This is a genomic window from Nocardia abscessus (assembly GCF_015477775.1).
In the GTDB taxonomy this organism is placed as follows: Bacteria; Actinomycetota; Actinomycetes; order Mycobacteriales; family Mycobacteriaceae; genus Nocardia; species Nocardia abscessus_A.
Genome location: NZ_JADLQO010000024.1, coordinates 54,907 through 75,235, shown reverse-complemented (window position 1 = coordinate 75,235; position 20,329 = coordinate 54,907). Strand labels below are relative to the sequence as shown.

22 protein-coding genes are annotated in these 20,329 nt (G+C 68.2%); 13 read left to right on the top strand and 9 right to left on the bottom strand.

All coding sequences use genetic code 11. From position 1 onward, the window contains the following. Positions 1–614: 614 nt before the first annotated feature. The gene (locus tag IU450_RS36615) at positions 615–1,523 is read right to left on the bottom strand and encodes a hypothetical protein (protein ID WP_228835628.1); all 909 of its coding nucleotides are present in this window, start codon (positions 1,521–1,523) and stop codon (positions 615–617) included. Between the two features lie 441 nt (positions 1,524–1,964). On the opposite strand from IU450_RS36615, the gene IU450_RS36610 reads away from it, so the two are divergent. From IU450_RS36610 to IU450_RS36595, 4 genes are all read left to right on the top strand, one after another. After that, complete coding sequence (locus IU450_RS36610; RefSeq protein WP_195154297.1) at positions 1,965–2,588, top strand: AAA family ATPase; 624 nt, start codon at positions 1,965–1,967, stop codon at positions 2,586–2,588. A gap of 445 nt (positions 2,589–3,033) precedes the next feature. Further along, entirely contained in the window at positions 3,034–3,750 is a 717-nt protein-coding gene (locus IU450_RS36605; protein ID WP_195154296.1) for a metal-dependent hydrolase, read from the top strand. A gap of 353 nt (positions 3,751–4,103) precedes the next feature. After that, positions 4,104–5,102: an SMP-30/gluconolactonase/LRE family protein gene (locus tag IU450_RS36600; protein ID WP_228835627.1), complete on the top strand. Its 999-nt coding sequence runs from the start codon at positions 4,104–4,106 to the stop codon at positions 5,100–5,102. A gap of 42 nt (positions 5,103–5,144) precedes the next feature. Then, the gene (locus tag IU450_RS36595; RefSeq protein ID WP_195154295.1) at positions 5,145–6,395 is read left to right on the top strand and encodes an esterase/lipase family protein; all 1,251 of its coding nucleotides are present in this window, start codon (positions 5,145–5,147) and stop codon (positions 6,393–6,395) included. A 45-nt stretch (positions 6,396–6,440) separates the two neighbouring features. Here the strand turns inward: IU450_RS36595 and IU450_RS36590 are convergent, their stop codons facing one another. Beyond that, complete coding sequence (locus tag IU450_RS36590) at positions 6,441–7,532, bottom strand: hypothetical protein (RefSeq protein ID WP_195154294.1); 1,092 nt, start codon at positions 7,530–7,532, stop codon at positions 6,441–6,443. A 102-nt stretch (positions 7,533–7,634) separates the two neighbouring features. On the opposite strand from IU450_RS36590, the gene IU450_RS36585 reads away from it, so the two are divergent. The 5 genes from IU450_RS36585 (at position 7,635) to IU450_RS36565 (ending at position 12,281) form a co-directional block, all read left to right on the top strand. After that, positions 7,635–8,432 carry a HugZ family protein gene (locus tag IU450_RS36585; RefSeq protein WP_195154293.1) on the top strand — a complete coding sequence of 266 codons (798 nt, stop codon included), beginning with the start codon at positions 7,635–7,637 and terminating at the stop codon, positions 8,430–8,432. A gap of 83 nt (positions 8,433–8,515) precedes the next feature. After that, positions 8,516–9,835 (top strand): family 1 glycosylhydrolase, encoded by a 1,320-nt coding sequence (locus IU450_RS36580; protein WP_195154292.1) that lies wholly within the window; start codon positions 8,516–8,518, stop codon positions 9,833–9,835. Between the two features lie 90 nt (positions 9,836–9,925). Further along, positions 9,926–10,741: a proteasome subunit beta gene (gene prcB / locus IU450_RS36575; RefSeq protein ID WP_195154291.1), complete on the top strand. Its 816-nt coding sequence runs from the start codon at positions 9,926–9,928 to the stop codon at positions 10,739–10,741. Between the two features lie 51 nt (positions 10,742–10,792). Further along, entirely contained in the window at positions 10,793–10,945 is a 153-nt protein-coding gene (locus tag IU450_RS36570; RefSeq protein WP_195154290.1) for a hypothetical protein, read from the top strand. Positions 10,946–11,480: 535 nt separating this feature from the next. Then, positions 11,481–12,281, top strand: a complete 801-nt coding sequence (locus tag IU450_RS36565; protein WP_195154289.1) for a hypothetical protein — start codon at positions 11,481–11,483, stop codon at positions 12,279–12,281. Here IU450_RS36565 and IU450_RS36560 read toward each other — a convergent pair. The 3 genes from IU450_RS36560 to IU450_RS36550 form a co-directional block, all read right to left on the bottom strand. After that, the gene (locus IU450_RS36560; protein WP_195154288.1) at positions 12,271–12,672 is read right to left on the bottom strand and encodes a VOC family protein; all 402 of its coding nucleotides are present in this window, start codon (positions 12,670–12,672) and stop codon (positions 12,271–12,273) included. The genes IU450_RS36565 and IU450_RS36560 overlap by 11 nt on opposite strands. A 13-nt stretch (positions 12,673–12,685) precedes the next feature. Continuing rightward, positions 12,686–13,984, bottom strand: coding sequence for an NtaA/DmoA family FMN-dependent monooxygenase (locus IU450_RS36555; RefSeq protein WP_195154287.1), 1,299 nt, complete (start codon positions 13,982–13,984; stop codon positions 12,686–12,688). 116 nt (positions 13,985–14,100) lie between these two features. Beyond that, complete coding sequence (locus IU450_RS36550; RefSeq protein ID WP_195154286.1) at positions 14,101–14,283, bottom strand: hypothetical protein; 183 nt, start codon at positions 14,281–14,283, stop codon at positions 14,101–14,103. A 226-nt stretch (positions 14,284–14,509) separates the two neighbouring features. Here IU450_RS36550 and IU450_RS36545 point away from each other — a divergent pair, with 226 nt between their 5' ends. Beyond that, complete coding sequence (locus IU450_RS36545; protein ID WP_195154285.1) at positions 14,510–14,767, top strand: hypothetical protein; 258 nt, start codon at positions 14,510–14,512, stop codon at positions 14,765–14,767. Positions 14,768–14,845: 78 nt separating this feature from the next. On the opposite strand, the gene IU450_RS36540 is transcribed toward IU450_RS36545, so the two are convergent. Beyond that, positions 14,846–15,481, bottom strand: a complete 636-nt coding sequence (locus tag IU450_RS36540; protein WP_195154284.1) for a TetR/AcrR family transcriptional regulator — start codon at positions 15,479–15,481, stop codon at positions 14,846–14,848. A gap of 76 nt (positions 15,482–15,557) precedes the next feature. On the opposite strand from IU450_RS36540, the gene IU450_RS36535 reads away from it, so the two are divergent. The 3 genes from IU450_RS36535 to IU450_RS36525 all read left to right on the top strand — a co-directional run bounded on the left by IU450_RS36535 (position 15,558) and on the right by IU450_RS36525 (position 17,831). Continuing rightward, positions 15,558–16,307 (top strand): SDR family NAD(P)-dependent oxidoreductase, encoded by a 750-nt coding sequence (locus IU450_RS36535; protein ID WP_195154283.1) that lies wholly within the window; start codon positions 15,558–15,560, stop codon positions 16,305–16,307. Then, on the top strand, positions 16,304–16,807 hold the full coding sequence (locus tag IU450_RS36530) for a VOC family protein (protein WP_195154282.1): 504 nt from the start codon (positions 16,304–16,306) through the stop codon (positions 16,805–16,807). Before IU450_RS36535 ends, IU450_RS36530 begins: the two co-directional genes overlap by 4 nt. Before the next feature lie 148 nt (positions 16,808–16,955). Further along, positions 16,956–17,831, top strand: a complete 876-nt coding sequence (locus tag IU450_RS36525) for a TIGR03619 family F420-dependent LLM class oxidoreductase (RefSeq protein WP_195154281.1) — start codon at positions 16,956–16,958, stop codon at positions 17,829–17,831. 13 nt (positions 17,832–17,844) lie between these two features. On the opposite strand, the gene IU450_RS36520 is transcribed toward IU450_RS36525, so the two are convergent. From IU450_RS36520 to IU450_RS36510, 3 genes are all read right to left on the bottom strand, one after another. After that, positions 17,845–18,714 carry a fructosamine kinase family protein gene (locus IU450_RS36520; RefSeq protein ID WP_195154280.1) on the bottom strand — a complete coding sequence of 290 codons (870 nt, stop codon included), beginning with the start codon at positions 18,712–18,714 and terminating at the stop codon, positions 17,845–17,847. Next, a complete protein-coding gene (locus IU450_RS36515; protein ID WP_195154279.1) occupies positions 18,711–19,490 on the bottom strand; it encodes a helix-turn-helix domain-containing protein in 780 nt (259 codons plus the stop codon). The genes IU450_RS36520 and IU450_RS36515 overlap by 4 nt, the downstream gene beginning before the upstream one ends. Before the next feature lie 140 nt (positions 19,491–19,630). After that, positions 19,631–20,254, bottom strand: a complete 624-nt coding sequence (locus IU450_RS36510; protein WP_195154278.1) for a hypothetical protein — start codon at positions 20,252–20,254, stop codon at positions 19,631–19,633. Between the last annotated feature and the right edge of the window lie 75 nt (positions 20,255–20,329).

Below are 20,329 nucleotides of genomic sequence, written 5' to 3'. Positions count from 1 at the left end.
GGGTTGCGAGTAGGCGGAATCGCCGTTGTCGCGGAGTAGTTCTCATCGAAGGACTGGTCGCAACCTGGGGGTGGTGGCCGCGGGCTCGGCCAAGCCATGACGATCCCGTACCGGCTCCCCCAGCGGCGAACCTCGCGCATCGGAGGCCGGGACACGAGCCATGTCGCGTCGATCGCGAGCTGTGACAACTGACGATCGCTCAACTGCTCAGCTGAGCCCACGCTGACACACCTGCTACGACGACGGCAGCTGCTCCTGGCCCGACGGCTCCCCCGTGCCGGGATACCAACGTAACGGCGATCCTGATCGACGCCGCAGCCCGAGCATTTGACCGGGAAGCTGCTGACCGGCGGGCCAACTCTTCGGCTACACGGCGGGCGTCGCGCCGACCCCGCGCCGTCAGCTTCGAGTCGTACCAGCCGCCGACGAGATCATGTTCGGTGTGCTCCGCGTGCGGGGTAAAGGTCCTGCATGCCACTCCCCTTGGCTCGCTGTCCAAGACCCGGCCCGGATCCTCTCGCGGCTCACCATATCGTCGCGATCACGAACCTACGCTCCTGCCTCGACGCCAGGCCCAACCCCGAAAACATGGCCTGGCGCCGAGACATCCGAACTCAGGCCAAGGTGTCGGCGAGTTCTGCGTGCAGGTCGAACAACGCGGGGATTTGATCCGCTGGGCGGCGGCCCATGCCGCACTCGGTGGCGATGCCGAACTCGGAGATCACGCGGCGGGCGGCCTCGATGCGCTGAAGTGCGCCCGCGCGGCCGTCGGTGGCGTGGACCAGGCCGAGGTGCAGATCCGTCTCCGGTGGAAGGGCAAGGCCGGCAAGGGGCGCGAAGTACTCGGCATCGGTGCGCGAGCGCGGGACCGGCAGGTGGATCCAGTTGACCGGACGATCCAGCCCCGCCAGAACGCGACCGGCGACGGCCGCGAGCCGGCCGGTGTCGGCGGGCTCCGCGAAATGGCGATGCCCGAAATCGCCATAGCAGAGGTGATAGCCGAGTTCGACGGGCTCGGGCACCGCGGCGCCCAGCCGTACGAGCCGCTGCCCTACTTCCTCCAGCTGCGTCGGGTAGTCGGACCCGAACCAGGAAGGAAAGATGCCCTCGAAGATGGCGAACTCGACCGCTGCATCCCATTGCACCGCAAGGTCATTCGGCGATATGGCGGCGACGATGACGCCGAGTTCATCGAGCAGGCGCGCTTCGTATCTGCGCTCCAACTCCCCCTGCGGTCCAGCGACGAACGCCCCGATCACCGCGATAGGCGTAGGCAAACTGACCTGGAACCGGGTGCCCGCCGGGATAATGCCCTCCTCACGCAGCTGGCGGAACACCTGCCAGGAGTCCAGGGCGGCCTCCGCGTAACCCAGCGGACCGAAGTCGACCGATGCCGCGTCCACGCCGGGCTTGGGTTGTACACGTTCACTCGGCCCGTACTCCGGGCTCGGCGGCGGAACGGTCTCCAGATCCGGATGCGCCTGCATCTTGGGCAGCTGCCACACCACCCAGTTGTCCCGCACTCCGGTCTCCCCGTCCGGAATGCGTCTGAGATGCTTCCCGATTCGCTGTGCCGCCTCCGAGAAGACCGTCCGCGCATCCGCCAATGGGACACTGCCGCACAGATGAACTCCACGCCCCTTACCCACCGCAACCTCCTACCGATGGCCTATCACCAGTCGAGCCGACCTGGTCGAAACCAGACGGTTGCCATACATCCACGTCGAGACCGGAGTGCCCAGCAGGCAACCGATCAGCTCGAGTTATTCGATGCAGCGTAGGCGTGAACCGCTCCATCAAATCCCCATGACTGGGAAACCTTCAGCGATCGGTTCACCGGCAGAGCCGGCACTGCCGCGACGACGGAGTCTTCACCGCCGACCCCGGTCGATCGGTTGCGTGTGAGTGGTAGCTCCTCGAGCGGATCCGCGCCACCACAGGGACTCCGTCGCAGCGACTCCACCTTGCGAATCACAGCGACCGACAACAACAATCACGCCATTCGTCGGCCCGAGGCTCTCGGCTGTTCTGGAGGTTGCGTCACCATCTGTGAACTACTCGTCCTCGTCAACGGCCTACCCGGCTCCGGGAAGTCCACCCTGGCTCCGGTGTTGGCGCGGGAACTGGGCGCGCACTTGATCACCAAGGACGCCATCAAAGAGGCGCTGGGCGCCGGACTCGACCACGGCTCTGTCCCACCGAATATCGGCGCGATCGCGATGGAGGCGGCATGGGCGCTCGCCGCCGCGCTGTCCGGTGTCGTGCTGGTCGACTCGTGGTGGTTCAAACCCCGTGACACACGGTACGCCGCCGCAGGCATCACGACTTCCGGCGCGACACGAGCCGTGGAGGTCTGGTGCGCGGTTCCACCCGAACTCGCCCGTGTGCGATACCGCGGTCGTACGCGCGCCGCCCTGTACCACGACGACGCCCACCTCGCCCACGACTGGGACCGCTGGGCGCGACTGGCCGAGCCGCTCGCCCTCACACCGGTCGTCGTCGTCGACACCACCGTGTCGGTCGACTGCCCGGAACTCGCGCGGCAGGTGATGGCTGCGGCCACCGTCGCCATCGACGACGTTCTCTAGACGAAAACATCTGCCGCGCGGAGCTGTACCCCCTACCGCGTGGGCTCGATGCAGTCCTCGACCTTTCGAAGCACGCGCGAAATGCCCGCCACCCTCTCGCGAGGTATTAAAGGCACTCCAGCCGGGCTCCACCTCTCCTGTCTTTGCGGTTTTGTTGATATTTGGGCAGTTGAGATGCCGAGGTAGAGAGATATATATGCATATATACGCACAGGAGCGTATCGCAATCATTGAACAATGAATGTCGCACCGCTGAGTTGACCTCCTCTGAATAAGCACTGGACAGCGGTGGACGGTATCGACGCGCGGATTCAACGTCCGCACAGCACCCCGAGCTCGCGCCGGCTCCAGAGCACTCCCCTACCCCATCGGCAGTTCCTCCTCGGTTCTCGCACCTCACAACGGTATTCGCGTACCGATAGGTAGCTGAACTAACGTTCGAATGGTGCTTGGACATTCACATGCGACCAGTGGCGCGCTGGCCTGGTCGGCGGCAGCGGCGACGTTGCCGGTAACTATCTTGACCTATCCGGCTCTGCAGGATGCGACGGGGCACCTGGGCACCGTCGATCTCTTGCTGGGAGTTTTTCTCACGGCCGGGGCCGCGCTGCTGCCCGATGCGGACCACCCCGACGGGACGATTTCGCACACGCTGGGTCCGATCACGCACACCGCATGCAAGCTCATCTCATGGGTTTCCGGCGGCCACCGCGGCGCCACCCACTCCTTGGCGTTCGTCGCGGCCGCGGCTTACGGCACCTGGGCAGGCGAGCACTGGCTCGGGCGGTGGTTCACGTTGAGCCTGGTCTTCTTCCTACTGGCCCTCGCCGTGCGCGCTCTGCATCTGTGCCCGTCCGGCAACAACTTCAAGGCGTGGGGGCCGATCGTGGTCCTCGCTTCCGCCGGTACGTTCGCGATGGAGCATTGGATCGCCGACAAGCCGGTCTGGCTTCCCTTCGCCGTCGGACTGGGCGCATTGGCCCACCTGATCGGTGACTGCCTCACCGATCGCGGCTGCCGCTTGTTCTGGCCCTTTGGCCTCCGGGTCAGATTCCCCATCATCGATCGCACCGGGAACATGGTCGAAACGTTCGTCGTGGCACCGTTGTTCACGCTCGGTACGCTCGCCATCCTTTGGTACACCATCACCCACCAGCCCTGACATCGCGGCGCCGCTGCCGACCTTCGATGACCCGGGCCCGGCGACGTGATCACCGCCGCCCCGGGCAGACCGGCAGCAGCGCCGACCAGCTACTCGAACAGCACTCATATCGCCAGCTCCCTCCCCCGGCCTCTGTGCCGTTTTTGATTTGGTGTGTGGTTGGTCTGCGCTATTGCGGGTGAGTGATACGTATCATTAGATGCGCATATCTACGTAAGGCAATGTTATCCATGGCAGTGGGGGTGGGCAGCATCAATCACCCTGGCGGGCTCCGCTACTCAGACGTACCTCACTCGCCTATCCAGTCCCGTTTCTCACCGGAACTCCGCACTCCCCCGGCTACCCTGATGCCCATGCTCGCCTCGACAATGCGGCCGCAGCGTTGGACGCCACCGCGCTCCCCTGCCCGCGCTCGCCGAACTCGCAGCACCCCACCCCTCCCCGAGCTCAGGCGTCTCGAATTGCCGGGCAGCGGCCCGGAGGATGTCGTGCTCTCCCCCGACGGCAGGATCATCGCGGGTATCGAGGGTGGCGCGATTCTCAGCATCGATCCGGCGACCGGCGATGTACGCGATCTCGCGAACACCGGCGGCCGTCCGCTCGGCCTGCACGCGGACGCCGACGGACGTGTGCTGATCTGCGATTTCGAGCGCGGACTGCTCGAGTTGGACACCGAGGGACGCCTGACCGTCCTGGTCGACGAGATCGAGGGCGAGCGCCTGCGATTCGCCAGCAATGTGGTGCGCGACGTGGACGGCACGATCTACTTCTCGGCGTCGTCGCGCCGGTACGCACTCGATGAATACATGGGCGACCTCCTGGAGCACTCGGGCACCGGCCGCCTGTTCCGCCGCGACCCCGCCGGCGAGGTGGAGACGCTGATCGACGATCTGCAGTTCGCCAACGGCGTGGTCGTGGCGCCCGACCGCTCCTGTGTGGTCGTCGCGGAAACCGGCGGGTACCGGCTGACGCGCTATTGGCTGACCGGCCCGAAGGCGGGCACGCAGGAGCGGCTGATCGAGAACCTGCCCGGCTTTCCCGACAACCTCGGTCTCGGCAGCGACGGCCTGATCTGGGTCACCCTTCCGTCACCGCGGAATCCGTTGCTGGACCGGCTTCTTCCGCTGCCCGGCATTCTGCGGCGCATCGTGTGGACGCTGCCGGAGTGGGTGCAGCCGAAGCCCGCCCGGACGGTGTGGGTGCTGGCGGTGAATTTCGAGGGCGAGGTCGTGCACGACCTTCAGGTCGAAGGTACCGATTATTCGTTGGTGACCGGCGTAGTCGAGCAGGACGGTGTGCTGTATCTGGGCAGCCTCACCGAGTCCGCGGTGGCTGTGTCGCGGGTGCCGTAGGGTTCCCGCACGCAGTTCAGTGCACATTTGTACACTGAATCCATGACGGACGACGTACGCCAACGGCAGGCGGAGGTCAGGGCGCTGGCCCGGCTGGCCGGTGACGAACTCGGCGGCGCGGTCGAGGGTATCGCGGCGGTACACCGGGCGATCGCGCACCGCGTGTTCACCGCGGTGCGCTGGGGCGTGGGACCGGCGGCGGCTCCGGTCGAGCTGATGCACGATGTGATCGCCGAGGGCGTCTACCGTGCGGTCAGTGGTTCGGTGGTGGCGGCGGGGATGGTCGCGGAGCGAACCGCGGATCCGCCCGGCGCCGCGCCGTCGCGCACGGTGTACGGCTCGGGGTTCCTCGCCGCCTTGCAGGGTTTGATCGGTGATGATCTCGAGCGGACCCGGCCGATACTGGCGGGGCCGATGTCCTTCCGCGTCGACGGCGCTCCCGTGCGCGCCGAGCTGGTCGGTGCGCGGGTCCGGCGGCCCGGTTCGCATGTCGTGGTCTTCCTGCACGGATTGGTGGAGACCGAGCACGCGTGGCGTTTGGGTGGCGGTCCGACTTACGCCGAGCGATTGGATTCGGACACGGGATGCACGGCGTTGCACGTCCGGTACAACACCGGTCTGCACATCTCGGAGAACGCCGGGCAGTTCAGTGAGCTGATGCGGTGCCTGGTCGAGCGGTGGCCGGTGCCGATCGAGCGGGTGTCGCTGGTGGGTCATTCGATGGGCGGGTTGGTCGCGCGCGGTGCGTGCTTCCAGGCGGCTGAGGCGGGGTTGCCGTGGGTGCGGCTGGTGCGAGAGGTGGTGTGCCTCGGTTCACCTCATCTGGGCGCGCCGCTGGAGCAGTTGGTGCACTACGCGTCGGCGGCGCTGGTGCGGGTGCCGGAGACGCGCCCGTTCGGGCGTCTGCTGCGTCGGCGCAGCGCGGGCATCCGGGACCTGCGGGACGGTTCGCTGGTGGACGAGGATTGGCGGGATCTGGACGCGGACGCGCTGCGTCGCCGGGTGATCCGCGAGGTGCCGCTGCTGGCGGGTGCGAAGCACTATTTCGTGACCGCCACGGTCACGCGCAGTCCGCGGCATCCGCTGGGCCGCGTGGTGGGTGACGGGCTGGTTCTGACGCCGAGCGGTTCGGGCCGTGGGCGCGCCCGTCGCGTCGGTTTCGACGTGGACCACGGTATGCATCTCGCGTCGGCGCATCACTTCACGTTGCTCAATCATGCGGCGGTGTATCGCGCACTGCGTGGCTGGCTGGCTCCCGAAGCGGCCGTCCTCGCCGAGGAGGCCGCCCGCTGACGTGTTGCGGGCGGGACAGGGCGTGGCCGTGTCCCGCCCGTGGGCTCAGAGGAGGTCTTCGGGGTCGGCGTCGGCTTCGAGGCGGACGTCTTCGGCGAAGCGGCTTTCGGCATCGTCGTGGTCGGTGTGGGCCGCGTAGAGCAGCAGGCAGCCGCGGATGCCGTCGAGGAGGTCTTCCAGGAGGTCGAGGGCGGGGCGGGCGGGGTCGAGGCGGCTGATGCGGAAGCCGGTGAGCATGGCCTCGCGGGTGTCGGCGTCGACGCCGAATCGGTGGGCTTGCGCTTCCATTTCGGCGACGCGGGCGACGAGGGTCCATGGTGCGGGGACGCGGCCTTCGTGCACGGCCATCGCTTCGGCGATCAGGTCGAGGACGACTTCGGTCGGGGTGTCGCCCGCGGCGAGGCGTTCGAGTACGAGGGTGGGTGTCTCGACTTGGAGTGCCTCGATCTCGTCGGCTTCGGCGACGACGTCGGTGGTGGGTACGTTGGCGGCTTCTCCGGCGACTTCGGCGGCGGCGTAGAGCCAGTGCGCGGCGGCGACGGAGGCGGAGGCGGGGTCGAGTTCGGTGAACAGTTCGATGCTGCCGAGCGGGTCGGTGCGCAGGAGTGCGTCCGCGGCGTGGACCTGGGCCGGGGAGACGTCGGGGCGGGACAGTTCGACGGCTTGGCGGGCGCGACCGGAGAGGTCGCCGCGTTCGGCGGATTCGATGGCTTCCTGTTCGGTGCGGACCTCGGCGGCGACGGTGTCGCGCAGGGTGTCGTCGTCGATGTCGTGCAGGGTGCGTCCGATGCGGTGGGCGGATTCGACGACGCCGCTGTAGGAGACGAGCAGTCCTTCGTCGGTGGGCAGGTTGGGGCTGCGCAGGCCGGCTTCGACCTCTTTGAAGTTCCGGCGTTCCTCGGCGCGGCGCCATGCTTCGCTGTTGGGGACGTCGGGGTCGCCCGCGGCGCTGGCGGGGTGGGTGTAGGTGCGCCATTGGAAGCGCGAGAGGGTGGTGAGGTTCGACGCCAGATCGGTTGCCTGGTCCGTGGTCACCTGCGGGGGCAGGGTGGCCACCGTCTGGGCGAGGTCGCCTCGTCCGGTCGCCCAGGTGGCGACGAGGGCGGCGCGGTCGGCATCGAATGCGTATCTGGTCACCTTGGCCAGTCTGGTCGATCGGCGGCGTCTGCGCTCGGCCAATTGATGCGCAGGTGTGATGAGGTGCGGCGTTTCGTGGGGACGCGCTGGCAGGATGGGGGCATGACTGTCGATCATGGTGATCCCGGCGACGGGCCCTCGGTGCCGCCGCCGCTCGCGCCGGTGCTGCATCCGGCTCGTCCGTCGGCGGCGGAGGAGGCGAGAACGGTTGCGGCGGCGTCGAATACCGCGACGTTGGCCAGTCTCGCCGAGGATGGTTCGCCGTGGGCGTCGCTGGTGACGTACGGGTTGCTGGAGGGGCAGCCGGTGTTGTGTGTGTCGCGGCTGGCCGAGCACGGGCGCAATCTGGCCGCGGACGGTCGGGCGAGTGTGGCGGTGGTGGCGCCGGATCCGCCTGCGGATCCGTTGGCGGGTGCCAGGGTCACGCTGGCGGGGGTGGTGGAGCGTCCGGTGGGTGCGGAGGCGGTGGCGGCGCGGGAGGCGTATCTGGCGGCGGTCGCGGCGGGGCGGATGTATATCGATTACAGCGATTTCTCGTTGTGGGTGTTGCGGGTGCGGCGGGTGCGCTGGGTGGGTGGGTATGGGCGGATGGATTCGGCGAGCGCGCAGGAGTATGCGGCGGCGGAGCCGGATCCGGTGTTGCCGGTTACGGCTCGGGCGGTGGCGCATCTCAACGACGATCACGCCGACGCGTTGCTGGGTATGGCGCGGCGGCTGGGTGGATATCCCGACGCCACGGAGGCGAGTTGTGAGCGTGCCGACCGTTACGGCTTGGATTTGCGGGTGGTGACGCCGCGGGGTGTGGCGCGCACGAGGGTGGGGTATGCGGCGCGGCTCGATGGGGTCGAGCAGTTGCGGGCGGCGACGGTGGAGTTGGCGCGGCGGGCGCGGGCGGAGTGAGAGCGGAATCGTGACGGTGGTGCGACCGGCGACACGCGGACTGCTGCCAGGAAGGCCAGCAATCTGACAGTTACGCTACGGCGATGCGTATACGCACTGGGCGGCGCGGGTTCGCCGCGCTGTCGGCCGCTGCGGCGATGCTGATGACTTCGGGTGTTTCCGCTGCTCAGCCGAGCCGGGAGTTGCCTGCGTTCGGTGCGGACTTTCTGTGGGGTGTGTCGTCGTCGGGGTTTCAGTCCGAAGGGCATGCGCCCGACAGCAACTGGTCGCGTTATATCGAGTCGGGCGCGACGGCGGATCCGTATCGCGATTCGGTGGATTTCGCGCGCCACTACATCGGTGATGTCGAGCTGGCTGCGCGTCTGGGTGTGCGGGTCTACCGGGTGGGTATCGAGTGGGCGCGGTTGCAGCCCGCGCCACATGCGTGGGACGAGGCGGCGTTCGGGTTCTACGACAACGTGATCGCCCGGATTCTCGCGGCGGGGATGCGGCCGATGCTGACTTTGGACCATTGGGTGTATCCGGGGTGGGCGTTGGACCGTGGCGGGTGGCGTAATCCGGGCATGGTGGAGGATTGGCTGGCGAACATGCGCAAGGTGGTGCACCGGTATTCCTCGCGTGATCCGTTGTGGGTGACGTTCAACGAGCCTGCCGCGTATGTCGGTACCGAGTTGCGCACCGGTGGGATCAGTGTCGAGGAGGCGCCGGTGATGTTGGAGCACATCGCGCAGGCGCACAACGTGATCTACGACGTCATCCATCGCGCTCGGCCGGGTGCGCAGGTGACGAGCAATCTGGGCTATGTGGCGGGTGCGGAGACGGAGGTCAATCAGCCGATCGTGGACCGGATCTCGGCGAAGTTGGACTTCATCGGGGTCGACTACTATTTCGCTCCGCTGCCGCAGACCGGGGAGTCGGCGCAGGGCGGTGCGGAGGGTGGTCCTGCGATGTGGGAGTTGCCGGTGCATCCGGAGGGTATCTACTACGCGTTGCGGCATTACGCGCGTCAGTTCCCGGATCGTCCGCTGTATGTCGTGGAGAACGGTCTTCCGACGGAGAACGGGCAGGTTCGGCCGGACGGCTATACCCGGGCCGATCACCTGCGGGACACGGTGTATTGGCTGCAGCGGGCGAAGGCGGACGGGATGAACGTCATCGGCTACAACTACTGGAGTCTGACCGACAATTACGAGTGGGGTTCCTACGCGCCGCGGTTCGGGCTCTACACGGTGGACGTGCTGACCGATCCGATGTTGAGGCGACGCCCGACGGATGCGGTCGACGCCTATGCGGAGTTGATTCGCGCGGGTGGCGTGCGGCCCGGATATCAGCCGACGCGGGCTCCGGTGCCCTGCGTTCAGATCGACGCACCGGAGACCTGTACCGGGGATGGTCCAGCCTGAGCGGGGTACCGCGAGGTGGGTGTTCCGGTAACGTCGGCGGGAGATCATGTCGTTCGCGGGTGGTGCACGCTCCGCCCGGAAAGGTGATTCATGACGACCGACAGTTACCTGCCGCTCGGCTTGCAGTACCCGGCGGCGTCCTTCTCGGAGTATCTGCGCCGTTACGCGCCGCAGTTGTTGCCCGACCAGGGCTTCGGCGCCGGTGGTGGTGCGGCTCCGCACGGGACGACGATCGTTGCGATCAGTTATCGCGGTGGTGTGCTGGTGGCCGGTGATCGCCGGGGCACGATGGCGAATCTGGTGGCGACGCGGGATATGCAGAAGGTCTTCGTCACCGATACGTATTCGGCGGCCGGTTTCGCGGGCACGGTGGGAACGGCGTTGGAGATGATCCGGTTGTTCGCGGTGGAGCTCGAGCACTACGAGAAGATCGAGGGGGCTGCGCTCACGTTCGACGGCAAGGCCACGAAGTTGTCGGCGATGGTGCGTGCCAATCTGCCTGCGGCGCTGCAGGGTATGGCGGTGGTTCCGCTGTTGGTCGGTTATGACCTGGATGCCGCGGATCCGCGGCGGGCGGGGCGGATCGTGTCCTACGACGCGGTGGGTAGCCGGCACGAGGAGCGTTTCGGTTACACCGCTGTCGGGTCGGGGTCGGTGTTCGCGGAGTCGTCGTTGAAGAAGACCTATCGCCGCGATATCGATGCGCAAGGGGCGCTGCGTCTGGCGGTGGAGGCGCTGTTCGATGCGGCTGACGACGATACCGCGACGGGCGGTCCGGATCTGCTGCGCGACATCTATCCGACCGCGGTGCTGGTCGATGCAGAGGGCGCGGTGGAGGTTTCGGACGAGAGTCTGGCGGAGATCGCCCGTGTCGTTGTCGACGCGCGCGCGTCGGCGGGGCGCTGAGCAGCGGGGTTGCGCCCCTGGCGCGTGCGCCGGTCCGGAAGGTCTTGCCGAATGCGGCTTCCGGAGCTGGGGACGGGTGTGCGCGCTATGCCGGTGTCGTCCGAAGCGGAGTCGTCGCAGGCGGTGATCGCGCAGGCGCACGTCACGCGCGCGGTGGTGTTCGATCTGGTACCGGATTTGCTCGCGCCCGGGCGGAGGGACTGATCCGCCGAGGGAGCGTCGAAAATCCGGCTGCGCGGCTTGGATTCGGCAATATCGAGGGCCGGGTGCACTTTTGTGGCGGAGATTTGTGACCGAGGTCCCAATGCGCACATGTTAAGCGTGTCACAGCAATTGGCGGTGGCCCGGTTCGGCGATGGTGCGGTGAAACGGCAAAGGCCGAGGCCAACGCGGTGGGCGAAATGTTACTCATCGGTTGGGTCACTTTCGGCTGGTATGCCGCTGGAGCTGCGGCGATGGGTGGGAGATCGATCACGCTTGCCCCCGGTCGCGGCGGTGCTTACGGTGAATTTCGTCGATGGTCGATGGCGCCCGTATCGAATTACACCTCATTCATGTGTCGCGTTTTCGACCTCCGGGGCAATTTCACTGTTATTGCGTTGGGCGGCAGCGAATTTCACGCGGCACCGGCGAAACCGGAGCAATGGTACAAAACACCCCCTGGCAGGCATCCGAAGCGCGACACCGTGGGAGCCGCGGCTCCGGTCACCCGGCACACGGCGCGACACCGCCACGGGGTTTGGACTGGGGCTTTCTGTACGCCGCGGCCACGAGCCTGGTCGCGTTCGTCCTGCTGTTCCAGCCGTGGCTTTCGGCGTCGGGGGCGGGTGGCGAGGCGCGCTCGAACGCGTTCGGCCGGATCGAGGGTTTCACCGAGGGTTTCGACGAGTACTCGGTGTCGAAGTTCCGTGATGTGAACATCAGCGGAGCCTGGGGTCTGCTGGCCGCCGCCGCGATGGTGGTCACCGTGTTCGCCGTGCTGGCGCAGGCGCGGTCGCGTTCCCGTGCGCTTGCCCATCTCGTGATGGGTTCCAGTGTGGCCGTGGCGATTCTGGTGCTGTGCGGGTTGCTGTACCTGGATGCCAGGGCGCCGGAATTGCGGGTCCTGATCGACCAGGGCGAAGGTTTCGGTGCGGGGTTGCTGCACCGGGTGCTCGACGAGGCGGCGACGTCCGGGTCGGGTGAGCGCCGGATGGCCGGTGCCGGGCTGACGCCCGTGGCTGCGGTCGTCGGCGTGATGACCGCCGCGGCCGCGGTGGTCGCCGTCGGGCAGGGCAGCCGTCGCTACGGTCTGAGTCCGATGCGAGCGCTGTCGTGGCTGGTGACGCCGCTGCCCGCCGAGCAGGAGCAGGCCCCGGCGGCGGCCACCGAGGCACCGCGCCCGGCGCAGCGACCGACACGGGAGACCGACCAGCTGCTGTGGGACGAACTCGTCTTCGACGACGATCTGGTCGCCAACGTCACGTGGGTGCGGAACACGAACCCACCGCAGCACGACGCCACCGCGCACCCTTCGAGGACGCCGGTGCTCACCCGCTAGCGGTCGGCGGCTCGTCCAGCCCGCGCACGCGCGCAAGGGTTTCGGCTGACCACTGCACGTATTCCAGCTGTGCCCCGTCGGCGTGACGGACGTAGACGAACGTTCCGGTGGCGCTGGTGAACGGTCCGGCGACGAGCTGCGCGCCGTACTCGGTCACCGTCCTCAGGAGTGCGTCGAGATCATCGACGACGATCGGGCCGACGGTGTTCCGGTACTTCTCGACGTCTTCCGGCTCGCCCGCGATGAGCAGGAAGTCCCCGACGGCGGCGAGTTCGGCGTTCTCGAAGCCGAACCGCAGATCCGCCGGTGCTCCGACCAGCCGTTCGTAGATCGGCAGGGCGGTGTCGAGGTCGGTGACGAAGGCTCTGGCATAGGTTTTCAGGATGCGCACGCAGTGGTTCCGGTCAGCTCGGTAGCGGGGGAAGTTCGAGGTTCTCGCGGAAGGTGGCGCCGACGTAGTCGGTACCGACGATGCCGCGGCGGCGCAGTTCCGGCAGCAGCCCGTTGACGACGAAGTCACGGGTGCGGTCGTCGGCGAGCCCGCCGAGCGAGATCACATCCAGAACGCCCGCGTCGTAGCGTTCTTCGATCGAGTCGGCGAGCTGTTCGGGAGTTCCGACGGCGGCCCAGTGGCCGGTGTCCTTGGCGGCGATGATCAGTTCGCGCAGCGTCTTTCCCGAGCGCGCGAAGTTGCTGAATATCTCCACGCGCCCGCGCCTGCGGTGTACCGCGGTCACGTCGGGCAGCAGGGTTTGCGGTAGCGGCTTGTCCAGCGGCAGGCCGGACAGGTCGACGCCGCCGCCGAGCATGTCGGCCAGTGCGGCGCGTCCCGCCTCGAAGTCGGTCGCCTCCGCCTGTTCCCGCGCCAGGCGCCGGGCCTCGGCTTCGGTCGCGCCGTAGGTGGCGTGGAACGAGCTCATGATCAAGGGCAGGCCCTCGGCGCGGCCGAGTTCCCCGGCGCGGGCGCGGATGCGCTTGGTGTAGGTCACCGCGTCTTCCAGCGTGGGCAGCGAGGTGAACACGACCTCGGCGAACCGCGCGCCCAATTCGATGCCGCCGGCCGACTGCCCGGCCTGGAACTGGACCGGCCTGCGCTGCGGCAGCGGCGGGATGTTCAGCGGCCCGCGCACGGTGAAGTACTGCCCCGTGTAATCGATCGGGCGGACCCTGCTCGCGTCCAGGGTCGCGCCGCCGCGTCCGTCGGAGGTCAGAGCGCCCGGCTGCCAGCTGTCGAACAGGGCGTTGACCACTTCGAGGGATTCGGTGGCGCGTGCGTAGCGTTCTTCGGGGCTCGGCAGTTCCTGATCGCCGTAGTTCTCCTCCCCTACCGAGGAGGTCACCGCGTTCCATGCCGCGCGCCCGTTACTGATGTGGTCGAGTGTGCCGAACAACCGCGCGAGGTTGTAGGGGTGGTGGAAGGTGGTGGTCACCGTCGCGATGAGCCCGACGTGCGAGGTCACGGCGCTCAGCGCGGAGAGGAAGATCAGGGGTTCCTGCGCGCCGATCGCGCCTTGCGCGCCGAAGCTCAGCAGGTCGGCGGCGAAGAGAGCGTCGAACTTGTGCCGTTCGGCGATTTTCGCGACCTCGATCGATGACGCGACCGTGGTGACGGTGGGATCGATGGCCGCGGCGTAGACGCTCACCGCACCGCTGACTCCCGTGACGGTCTTCAGCGGTCGCCGCCGCCTTCCAGCATGGCCCATTGCGGCGACGCTACCGACGCGTGCCGACTCCGTCATGGGTTGCGATCAGCGAGATGTTTTCCGCCCGAGCCGAATAGCGGGCGCCGAGCCGGGTCCGAAGGCCGAGCTTCGAGGTCCTATGTCGGCTCCGGCCGTTCGCTGGCGCGTTCCTCGGCTGTGGGGCGGTCCGCGCGCGGCACTCGCACGACTCCGGTGTCGAGGTCGATGTCGAACCGCGGCGTGTGGGTTTGCCCGTCGCTGTCCTCGCTGCCCTCATGGGTCAGCTTCTTGCCCGGAAACAGCTCCCCGATGACGCCCATACGATCACGATACGCGTCGGCGGTGGGCAGGCCGCCGGACTGTCTGCCCGCCCCGGTTCGTGCCGCTGGTCGCCCCGGTCGCCGGCCGATAGCCAAGGGACAGTCCCATTTCGGCACCCCTGGGGCGGCGGCTCGGCTAGCATCATGTTTGCTCGATCGGCCGAGGACCGCGGCACGGGAGCACTGGGCGACCGACAACGAATCGAACGACAGATCGGCCCACCGCATGGAACAAGACGCCGACCTCGCCCAGGCCCGGGTCTTCTTGGAGTTGCTGACCGTCCGCGCCCAGACGCTGGCGCGCGAGCTCGGATTCGGCTATCGCGGCGACGCCGCACGGCACGAGCTGCACACCGAATTGTGCGCTGTGCGCCGCTACATCGATCGGCTCCACCGCAGATTCCCGGAAACCGCCTCCCCCCAGGGTAATCGGCCGCTCACCGCGCCGGGATACGGTTCCGGGAGGCCCCGGACGTCGGGGTGAGGATTCGCCGCCGGCGCCGCGTCGCCGGCCACGGGCGGTCGTGAGATGTCGCGTCACGACGGAGCGCCGTGCAGGGTTTCAGCGTCCCGGCGCGGAGGTTGTGTGCTCGCGGAGGGGCACGGTGAGCATGGCGACGATCATGTCCACGATCTCCGCGTCGTCGCCGGGGCGGGCGGTGCGGACGCCCGATTCCAGGGTGCGCTCGTAGTCGGCGATCAGCGCGAGCATGACGGTGGTCATGGCTTCCAGGCGCTGCCTGCGCAGACGTCCCGGCAGGGCGAGCGCGGCGTCGAGGCGGGTGGCGATGATCCGGACCGCCGCCCGGTCGGCTCCCGCGAGGCGTCGGGCATCTGCGACCACGGGATGGGTGCGCACGACTTCCAGGAACCGCCCCAGATGGGTCACCCCGTCGTGGCCGAGCAGTTCCAGGATCGGCGTGGCGAGCATGGCGACGAGGGTGGGCAGGTCGTTGGCGCCGCCCGCGGCCTCGTGGGCGGCCAGCAACTGCATGCGCCGGTGTTCGAGCCAGTTCATCCGCCGCTCGACGATGGCCTCGATCAGCCCGGTGCGCGAGTCGAAGTAGTAGTGCACGGCGGAGTTGTTGCGCTGACCCGCCGCCGCGGCGATGTCGCGCAGCGGAACGTAGACGCCGCGTTCGGCGATGAGGCGTTCCCCGGCGTCGAGCAAGGCGGTGCGCGAATCGGCGCTCGGCATATTCGCACTGTACTAAATACGAGTATTGACGATGTTAAACACAGATGCTTAATTAAACGTCGTGGATAATGTGGCGGTGGTCACCGGTGCCGCGTCCGGTCTCGGCGCCGCGCTGTGCCGCCTGCTGGCCGCGCGGGGCGTCGCGGTCGTGGCCGCCGACAGCGATGCCGCCGGGCTGGTCGGCCTGGCCGCCGATACCGCGATCCACACACAGGTCATCGACGTCTCCGACGACGAGCAGGTGCGCCGCCTCATCCACAGTGCCGTCGCCGAGCTGGGACGCATCGACTTTCTGTTCAACAACGCCGGTATCCGCCTCGGCGGCGCCGTCGAGCACATGCCGTTGCCGCAGTGGCAGCGGATCGTGGACGTGAACCTGTGGGGTGTGGTGCACGGGACGCGCCACGCCTACCCGCTGATGCGCACGCAGGGATCCGGTCACATCGTCAATATGGCGTCCATCGCGGGACTGACACCGGTGTCGCCCTCGGCTGCCTACGCGATGACCGAGCATGCGGTGGTGGGGCTGAGCACCGCGCTGCGGGTCGAGGCGGCCGCGGCGGGGGTGAGGGTGAGCGTGGCGGTGCCCGGAGGGGTCGCGACCGACATCGTCGATTCCGGCATCGACCTGCCCGGGTATTCCTTTCGCGGACCTGTGCGCCGGATGCCGATCGGGATGATCAGCTCGGAACGGGCGGCGGCGCACATTCTGCGTGGGATGCGGAAGAACAAGCCGTACATCGTGTTTCCGCACTACAACAAGGCGGTGGTCGCCGCCTACCGGTGGTGTCCGAGCCTGGTGGGCCGCGTCGGAGGACGCCGATGATCGCGAGCGGGCCGATCTTTCAACTGTGCTGGGTGGTGCGGGATCTGGCCGCGGCGTGCGAGACGTTCACCACCCGGTACGGGGTCGGCGAGTGGTTCACCATCCCGGATGTCCACTTCGGGCCCGAGATCGCCGAACTGCGTGGCGCGCCGGCCGATTACACGATCAGCGTGGCGCTGGGCTACGCGGGCGGCCAGCAGCTGGAACTGATCGAGCCGCGTGGCGGGCTGAGCCTGTACGCCGAGCATCTCGACCGTCTCGGCCCCGGGCTGCATCACGCCGCCTGGGTGCCCGGCGACTACGACGCCGCACTCGCCGAGGCCGCCGCGGCGGGCATCGAGGTCGTCGCGCGCGGCAGGTTCGAAGGCATCGGGATGGAGTTCGCCTACCTCGACGGCGGGCCGATCGGGTCGCACATCGAACTGATGCGGCTGTCGCGGGAGATGAAAGCCGTGTTCGACCACTTGATTCCGGAAGGCTTCACCAACCCATGGCAGTAGGCGGTGACCTCTCGGGTGGCTTCGACGTCATCGAGGCCGCTCGGATCCGCCTGCGGCAGTTCCCCTCACGTCTCGGCGACGGCCCGGTCCGCGGGCACCGGCGCCGGGACCCGCGCGGCGCGCACGACGCGCCAGGAAGGCGAGCACTATGCGCTTCACCTACGCCGAGACGATGACCGATCCGTCGTACTACCTCGCTCTCGCCAAGGCCGCCGAGGAGGCCGGCTACACCTCCATGGCCGTCGCCGACAGCGTGGCGTATCCGAAGGAATCCGACGCGAAGTACCCTTACACCCCCGACGGTAACCGGGAGTTCCTGGAGGACAAGCCGTTCATCGAGGCGTTCGTGCTCAGTGCGGCGATGGCGGCGGTCACCACCACCCTGCGTTTCACCCCGTTCGTGCTGAAGCTGCCGATCCGGCCTCCGGTGCTGGTGGCCAAACAGGCCGCCTCGGTGGCCGCGTTGAGCGGCAACCGGTTCGGTCTCGGCGTCGGCATCAGCCCGTGGCCGGACGATTTCGAGATCATGGGGGTGCCGTTCGACAAGCGTGGTGCGCGGATGGACGAATGCATCGATATCGTGCGCGGTCTCTCGGCGGGCGGTTACTTCGAGTACCACGGGCAGTTCTACGACATTCCGCCGATCAAGATCAGCCCGGTGCCGACCGAACCGGTGCCGATCCTGATCGGTGGCCACAGCAAGCCTGCGTTGCGCCGGGCCGCCCAGCGCGGCGACGGGTGGATGCACGCCGGTGGCGACGGCGCCGAACTCGACCGGCTGCTGGCCGAACTGGACGCACTGCGCGCGGAGTACGGCACCCGCAAGGACTTCGAGGTGCATGTCATCTCGCTGGACGGCTTCACCGTGGACGGCGTCAAGCGCCTCGAGGACAAAGGCGTCACCGACGTGATCGTCGGGTTCCGGCTGCCCTACACCACCGAGCAGGACACCGAGCCGCTGGAGACGAAGATCGCCAACCTGTCCCGTTTCGCGGAGAAGGTCATCGCGCGGGTCGACGGGTGACAGGCGGGTCCGGTCAGGACGTCAGCGCCGCACCGGCCGCGGCGAGGGTCTGCGCGCGGTAGCCCGAGCCGAACAGCACGACGTGCACCAGCAGCGGATGCAACTGGTGCAGCGGCGTGCGGATGCGCCAGCCCTCGGCGAGCGGATGGGTCTCGTGGTAGGCCGCGCGGATGCGGTCCAGGTGCGGGGCGCCGAAGAGAGCGAGCATGGCCAGGTCGGTCTCGCGGTGGCCCGCGTGCGCGGCGGGGTCGATGAGCATCGCCCGCTGCGCGGTCCACAGGATGTTGCCCGACCACAGGTCGCCGTGGATGCGCGCCGGGGGTTCGGCGGGCCCGGCCAGGTCATCGATGCGGTCGATGACGCGCTCGACCAGGCGGGTTCCGTCGGCGCCGAGATGCGCGGCGGCGGAGGGAAGATAGGGCGCGAGACGATATTCGGCGTACCACTGCGACCACGGTCCGTCCGTCGGGGTGTTGGGCAGCGGCAGGCTCGCGATCCAGCCTTCCCACGGCGCACCGAACCGGGCGCAGCCACCGGCGTGCAGCGCGGCGAGTTCGCGGCCGAGTCGCTCGGCGGCAGCGGGGGTGGGTGCGGTTTCCTCCAGCCACGGCAGCACCAGCATCCGATCGTCTGCGGCGAGCACCTGCGGCAGCAGCGTGCCGACACCGTCACCGCGCGGGCCGGTCTCCGTGCTTCGCAGCCAGGTCAGACCCGCCGCTTCGGCCGTGAAGACGGACGTCGGCGTGGCCGAGGCCTTCACGAAGACGGTTCGGGCGTCGGCCAATTCGGCGCGGTGCAGCGTCCACGCATGGCGCGCGCCCAGATCGGTGACCGCGCGCACGGGCAGGTCCAGCAGTGCGGACAGCTGGGCGGCGCGGCTCACCGGGCGCCCGCGGTGAGCCGCTTCATGGTGTCCTCGTCGGCGGGGAAGAACGACTCGATGGCCAGTTCGGCGACGGTGACGTTCATCGGGGTGCCGAATACCGTCGTGACGCTGAGCAACGACAGCTCGTCGCCGTCGTGTTCGATCCGCAGCGGGACCACCGCCTGGTCGGGTTCGGGAACCGCGAGCTCCACCTCGCCTCCCGGGTAGGACCGCAGCTCCTCGAGCAGGTCGGCCAGATCCCGGGATCCGGTCACCTCGGCCTGGCGCGCCAGGCGGGCGAAGATGTGGCCGCGCCACTCGGCGAGGTTGCGGATGCGGCCGGCCATGCCGTCGGGGTGCAGACTCAGCCGCAGCGCGTTCACCGGCGGCCTGGTCAGCGCCGGGTCGATGCCCGCGATGAGCACGGCCACACCGCTGTTGGCGTCGATCATCGTCCAGTTCTGGTCGATGGCCAGCGCCGGGTAGGGCTCGTGCCCGGCGAGGATCTGGCGCATGGCCCCGCGGACGGCGTCCATGGCGGGGGTGTCCAGTCCGGGTTGCGCGTAGGCGGGGGCATAGCCCGCGGCCAGCAGCACGCGGTTGCGTTCGCGCAACGGGATCTCCAAATGCTCGGACAGGTGCACGATCATGGTCCGGCTCGGTGTGGCTCGTCCGGTCTCGATGAAACTCAGGTGCCGCGCCGAGGTATCGGCCCGCCCGGCCAGCTCCAGTTGGCTCAGTCTGCGTTCCAGACGCCAGTGCCGCAGCAGGTCACCGGCCGTTGGGGTAGTCACGCCCCGATCCTACGAACAGCACGTACGGCAGGGCGATTACCTCTCGGGTAATCGACATCCGTACCCGGGCCGAACCGCTCGGGTCGTGGCAGCGAGGCATCCGGCCGGAAGCCCGTCTTCCGGCCGGATGTCGCGTGATCTCACGCCATCTCGGGAACGCGCAGGTGCGCGAACGACAGGTCGAACTCTCCTACTTCGAGCACGTTGGCACCCACCCGCTGGGTCGCCTGTGCCCTGATCCGATTGGTCTGTTCGCGGCTGCCGTCCATCGCCGCCCGGGATTCCCATACGGTCGCGCCTACCGCGCGGCCGCTTTCCCGGTCGATCAACAGGCTCGCGCTGCAGAATCCGTCGAGCATCTCCGTCTGGGGCAGCACTTCCGACTTGAACGTCTCGGCCAGCCGGTCGAGCTGGCTCGGATCGACCTGCACCCACGAGCACCGGGCGCAGGCATTCTCACCCGAGGGATGATCCCGGTGCATCACCGCGATCTCCCATTCCTCGACCCGTTCCACCCGGCCGCCGAGCTGCCTGGCCAGGCCCTCGCGCAGCTGCTGAACCCGGCCTCTGCTGGCGTGCAGTGCCTGCTCGGACTCCCACGACGTCGTGGCGATGCAGCGTCCGGTCGACCGATCGGTCATCAAGGACATTCCGACCCACCCCTGGATCTCGGGCAGATTCGGCATCACTTCATCACGGAGGTATGCGGTCCCGTCATCGATCGACGACGCCTGGGCCGCAATTGTGCTGGAACGTGCGTACACGGGCCACCTCCCGCCCTGCTCAGGGTGGCGCCCCGGTGGCGCCACCGGACATAACTCACCTTCCTCCAGCCCGCG

Excerpts from the sequence above, each read along its gene's own strand:
- IU450_RS36585 (WP_195154293.1), top strand. The coding sequence starts at position 7,635 with ATGACTGTCGATCATGGTGATCCCGGCGACGGGCCCTCGGTGCCGCCG.
- IU450_RS36540 (WP_195154284.1), bottom strand. The coding sequence starts at position 15,481 with ATGCCGAGCGCCGATTCGCGCACCGCCTTGCTCGACGCCGGGGAACGC.
- prcB (WP_195154291.1), top strand. The coding sequence starts at position 9,926 with ATGACGACCGACAGTTACCTGCCGCTCGGCTTGCAGTACCCGGCGGCG.
- IU450_RS36580 (WP_195154292.1), top strand. The coding sequence starts at position 8,516 with ATGCGTATACGCACTGGGCGGCGCGGGTTCGCCGCGCTGTCGGCCGCT.
- IU450_RS36550 (WP_195154286.1), bottom strand. The coding sequence starts at position 14,283 with ATGGGCGTCATCGGGGAGCTGTTTCCGGGCAAGAAGCTGACCCATGAG.
- IU450_RS36555 (WP_195154287.1), bottom strand. The coding sequence starts at position 13,984 with ATGGGCCATGCTGGAAGGCGGCGGCGACCGCTGAAGACCGTCACGGGA.
- IU450_RS36570 (WP_195154290.1), top strand. The coding sequence starts at position 10,793 with ATGCGGCTTCCGGAGCTGGGGACGGGTGTGCGCGCTATGCCGGTGTCG.
- IU450_RS36545 (WP_195154285.1), top strand. The coding sequence starts at position 14,510 with ATGGAACAAGACGCCGACCTCGCCCAGGCCCGGGTCTTCTTGGAGTTG.
- IU450_RS36600 (WP_228835627.1), top strand. The coding sequence starts at position 4,104 with ATGCTCGCCTCGACAATGCGGCCGCAGCGTTGGACGCCACCGCGCTCC.
- IU450_RS36595 (WP_195154295.1), top strand. The coding sequence starts at position 5,145 with ATGACGGACGACGTACGCCAACGGCAGGCGGAGGTCAGGGCGCTGGCC.
- IU450_RS36530 (WP_195154282.1), top strand. The coding sequence starts at position 16,304 with ATGATCGCGAGCGGGCCGATCTTTCAACTGTGCTGGGTGGTGCGGGAT.
- IU450_RS36525 (WP_195154281.1), top strand. The coding sequence starts at position 16,956 with ATGCGCTTCACCTACGCCGAGACGATGACCGATCCGTCGTACTACCTC.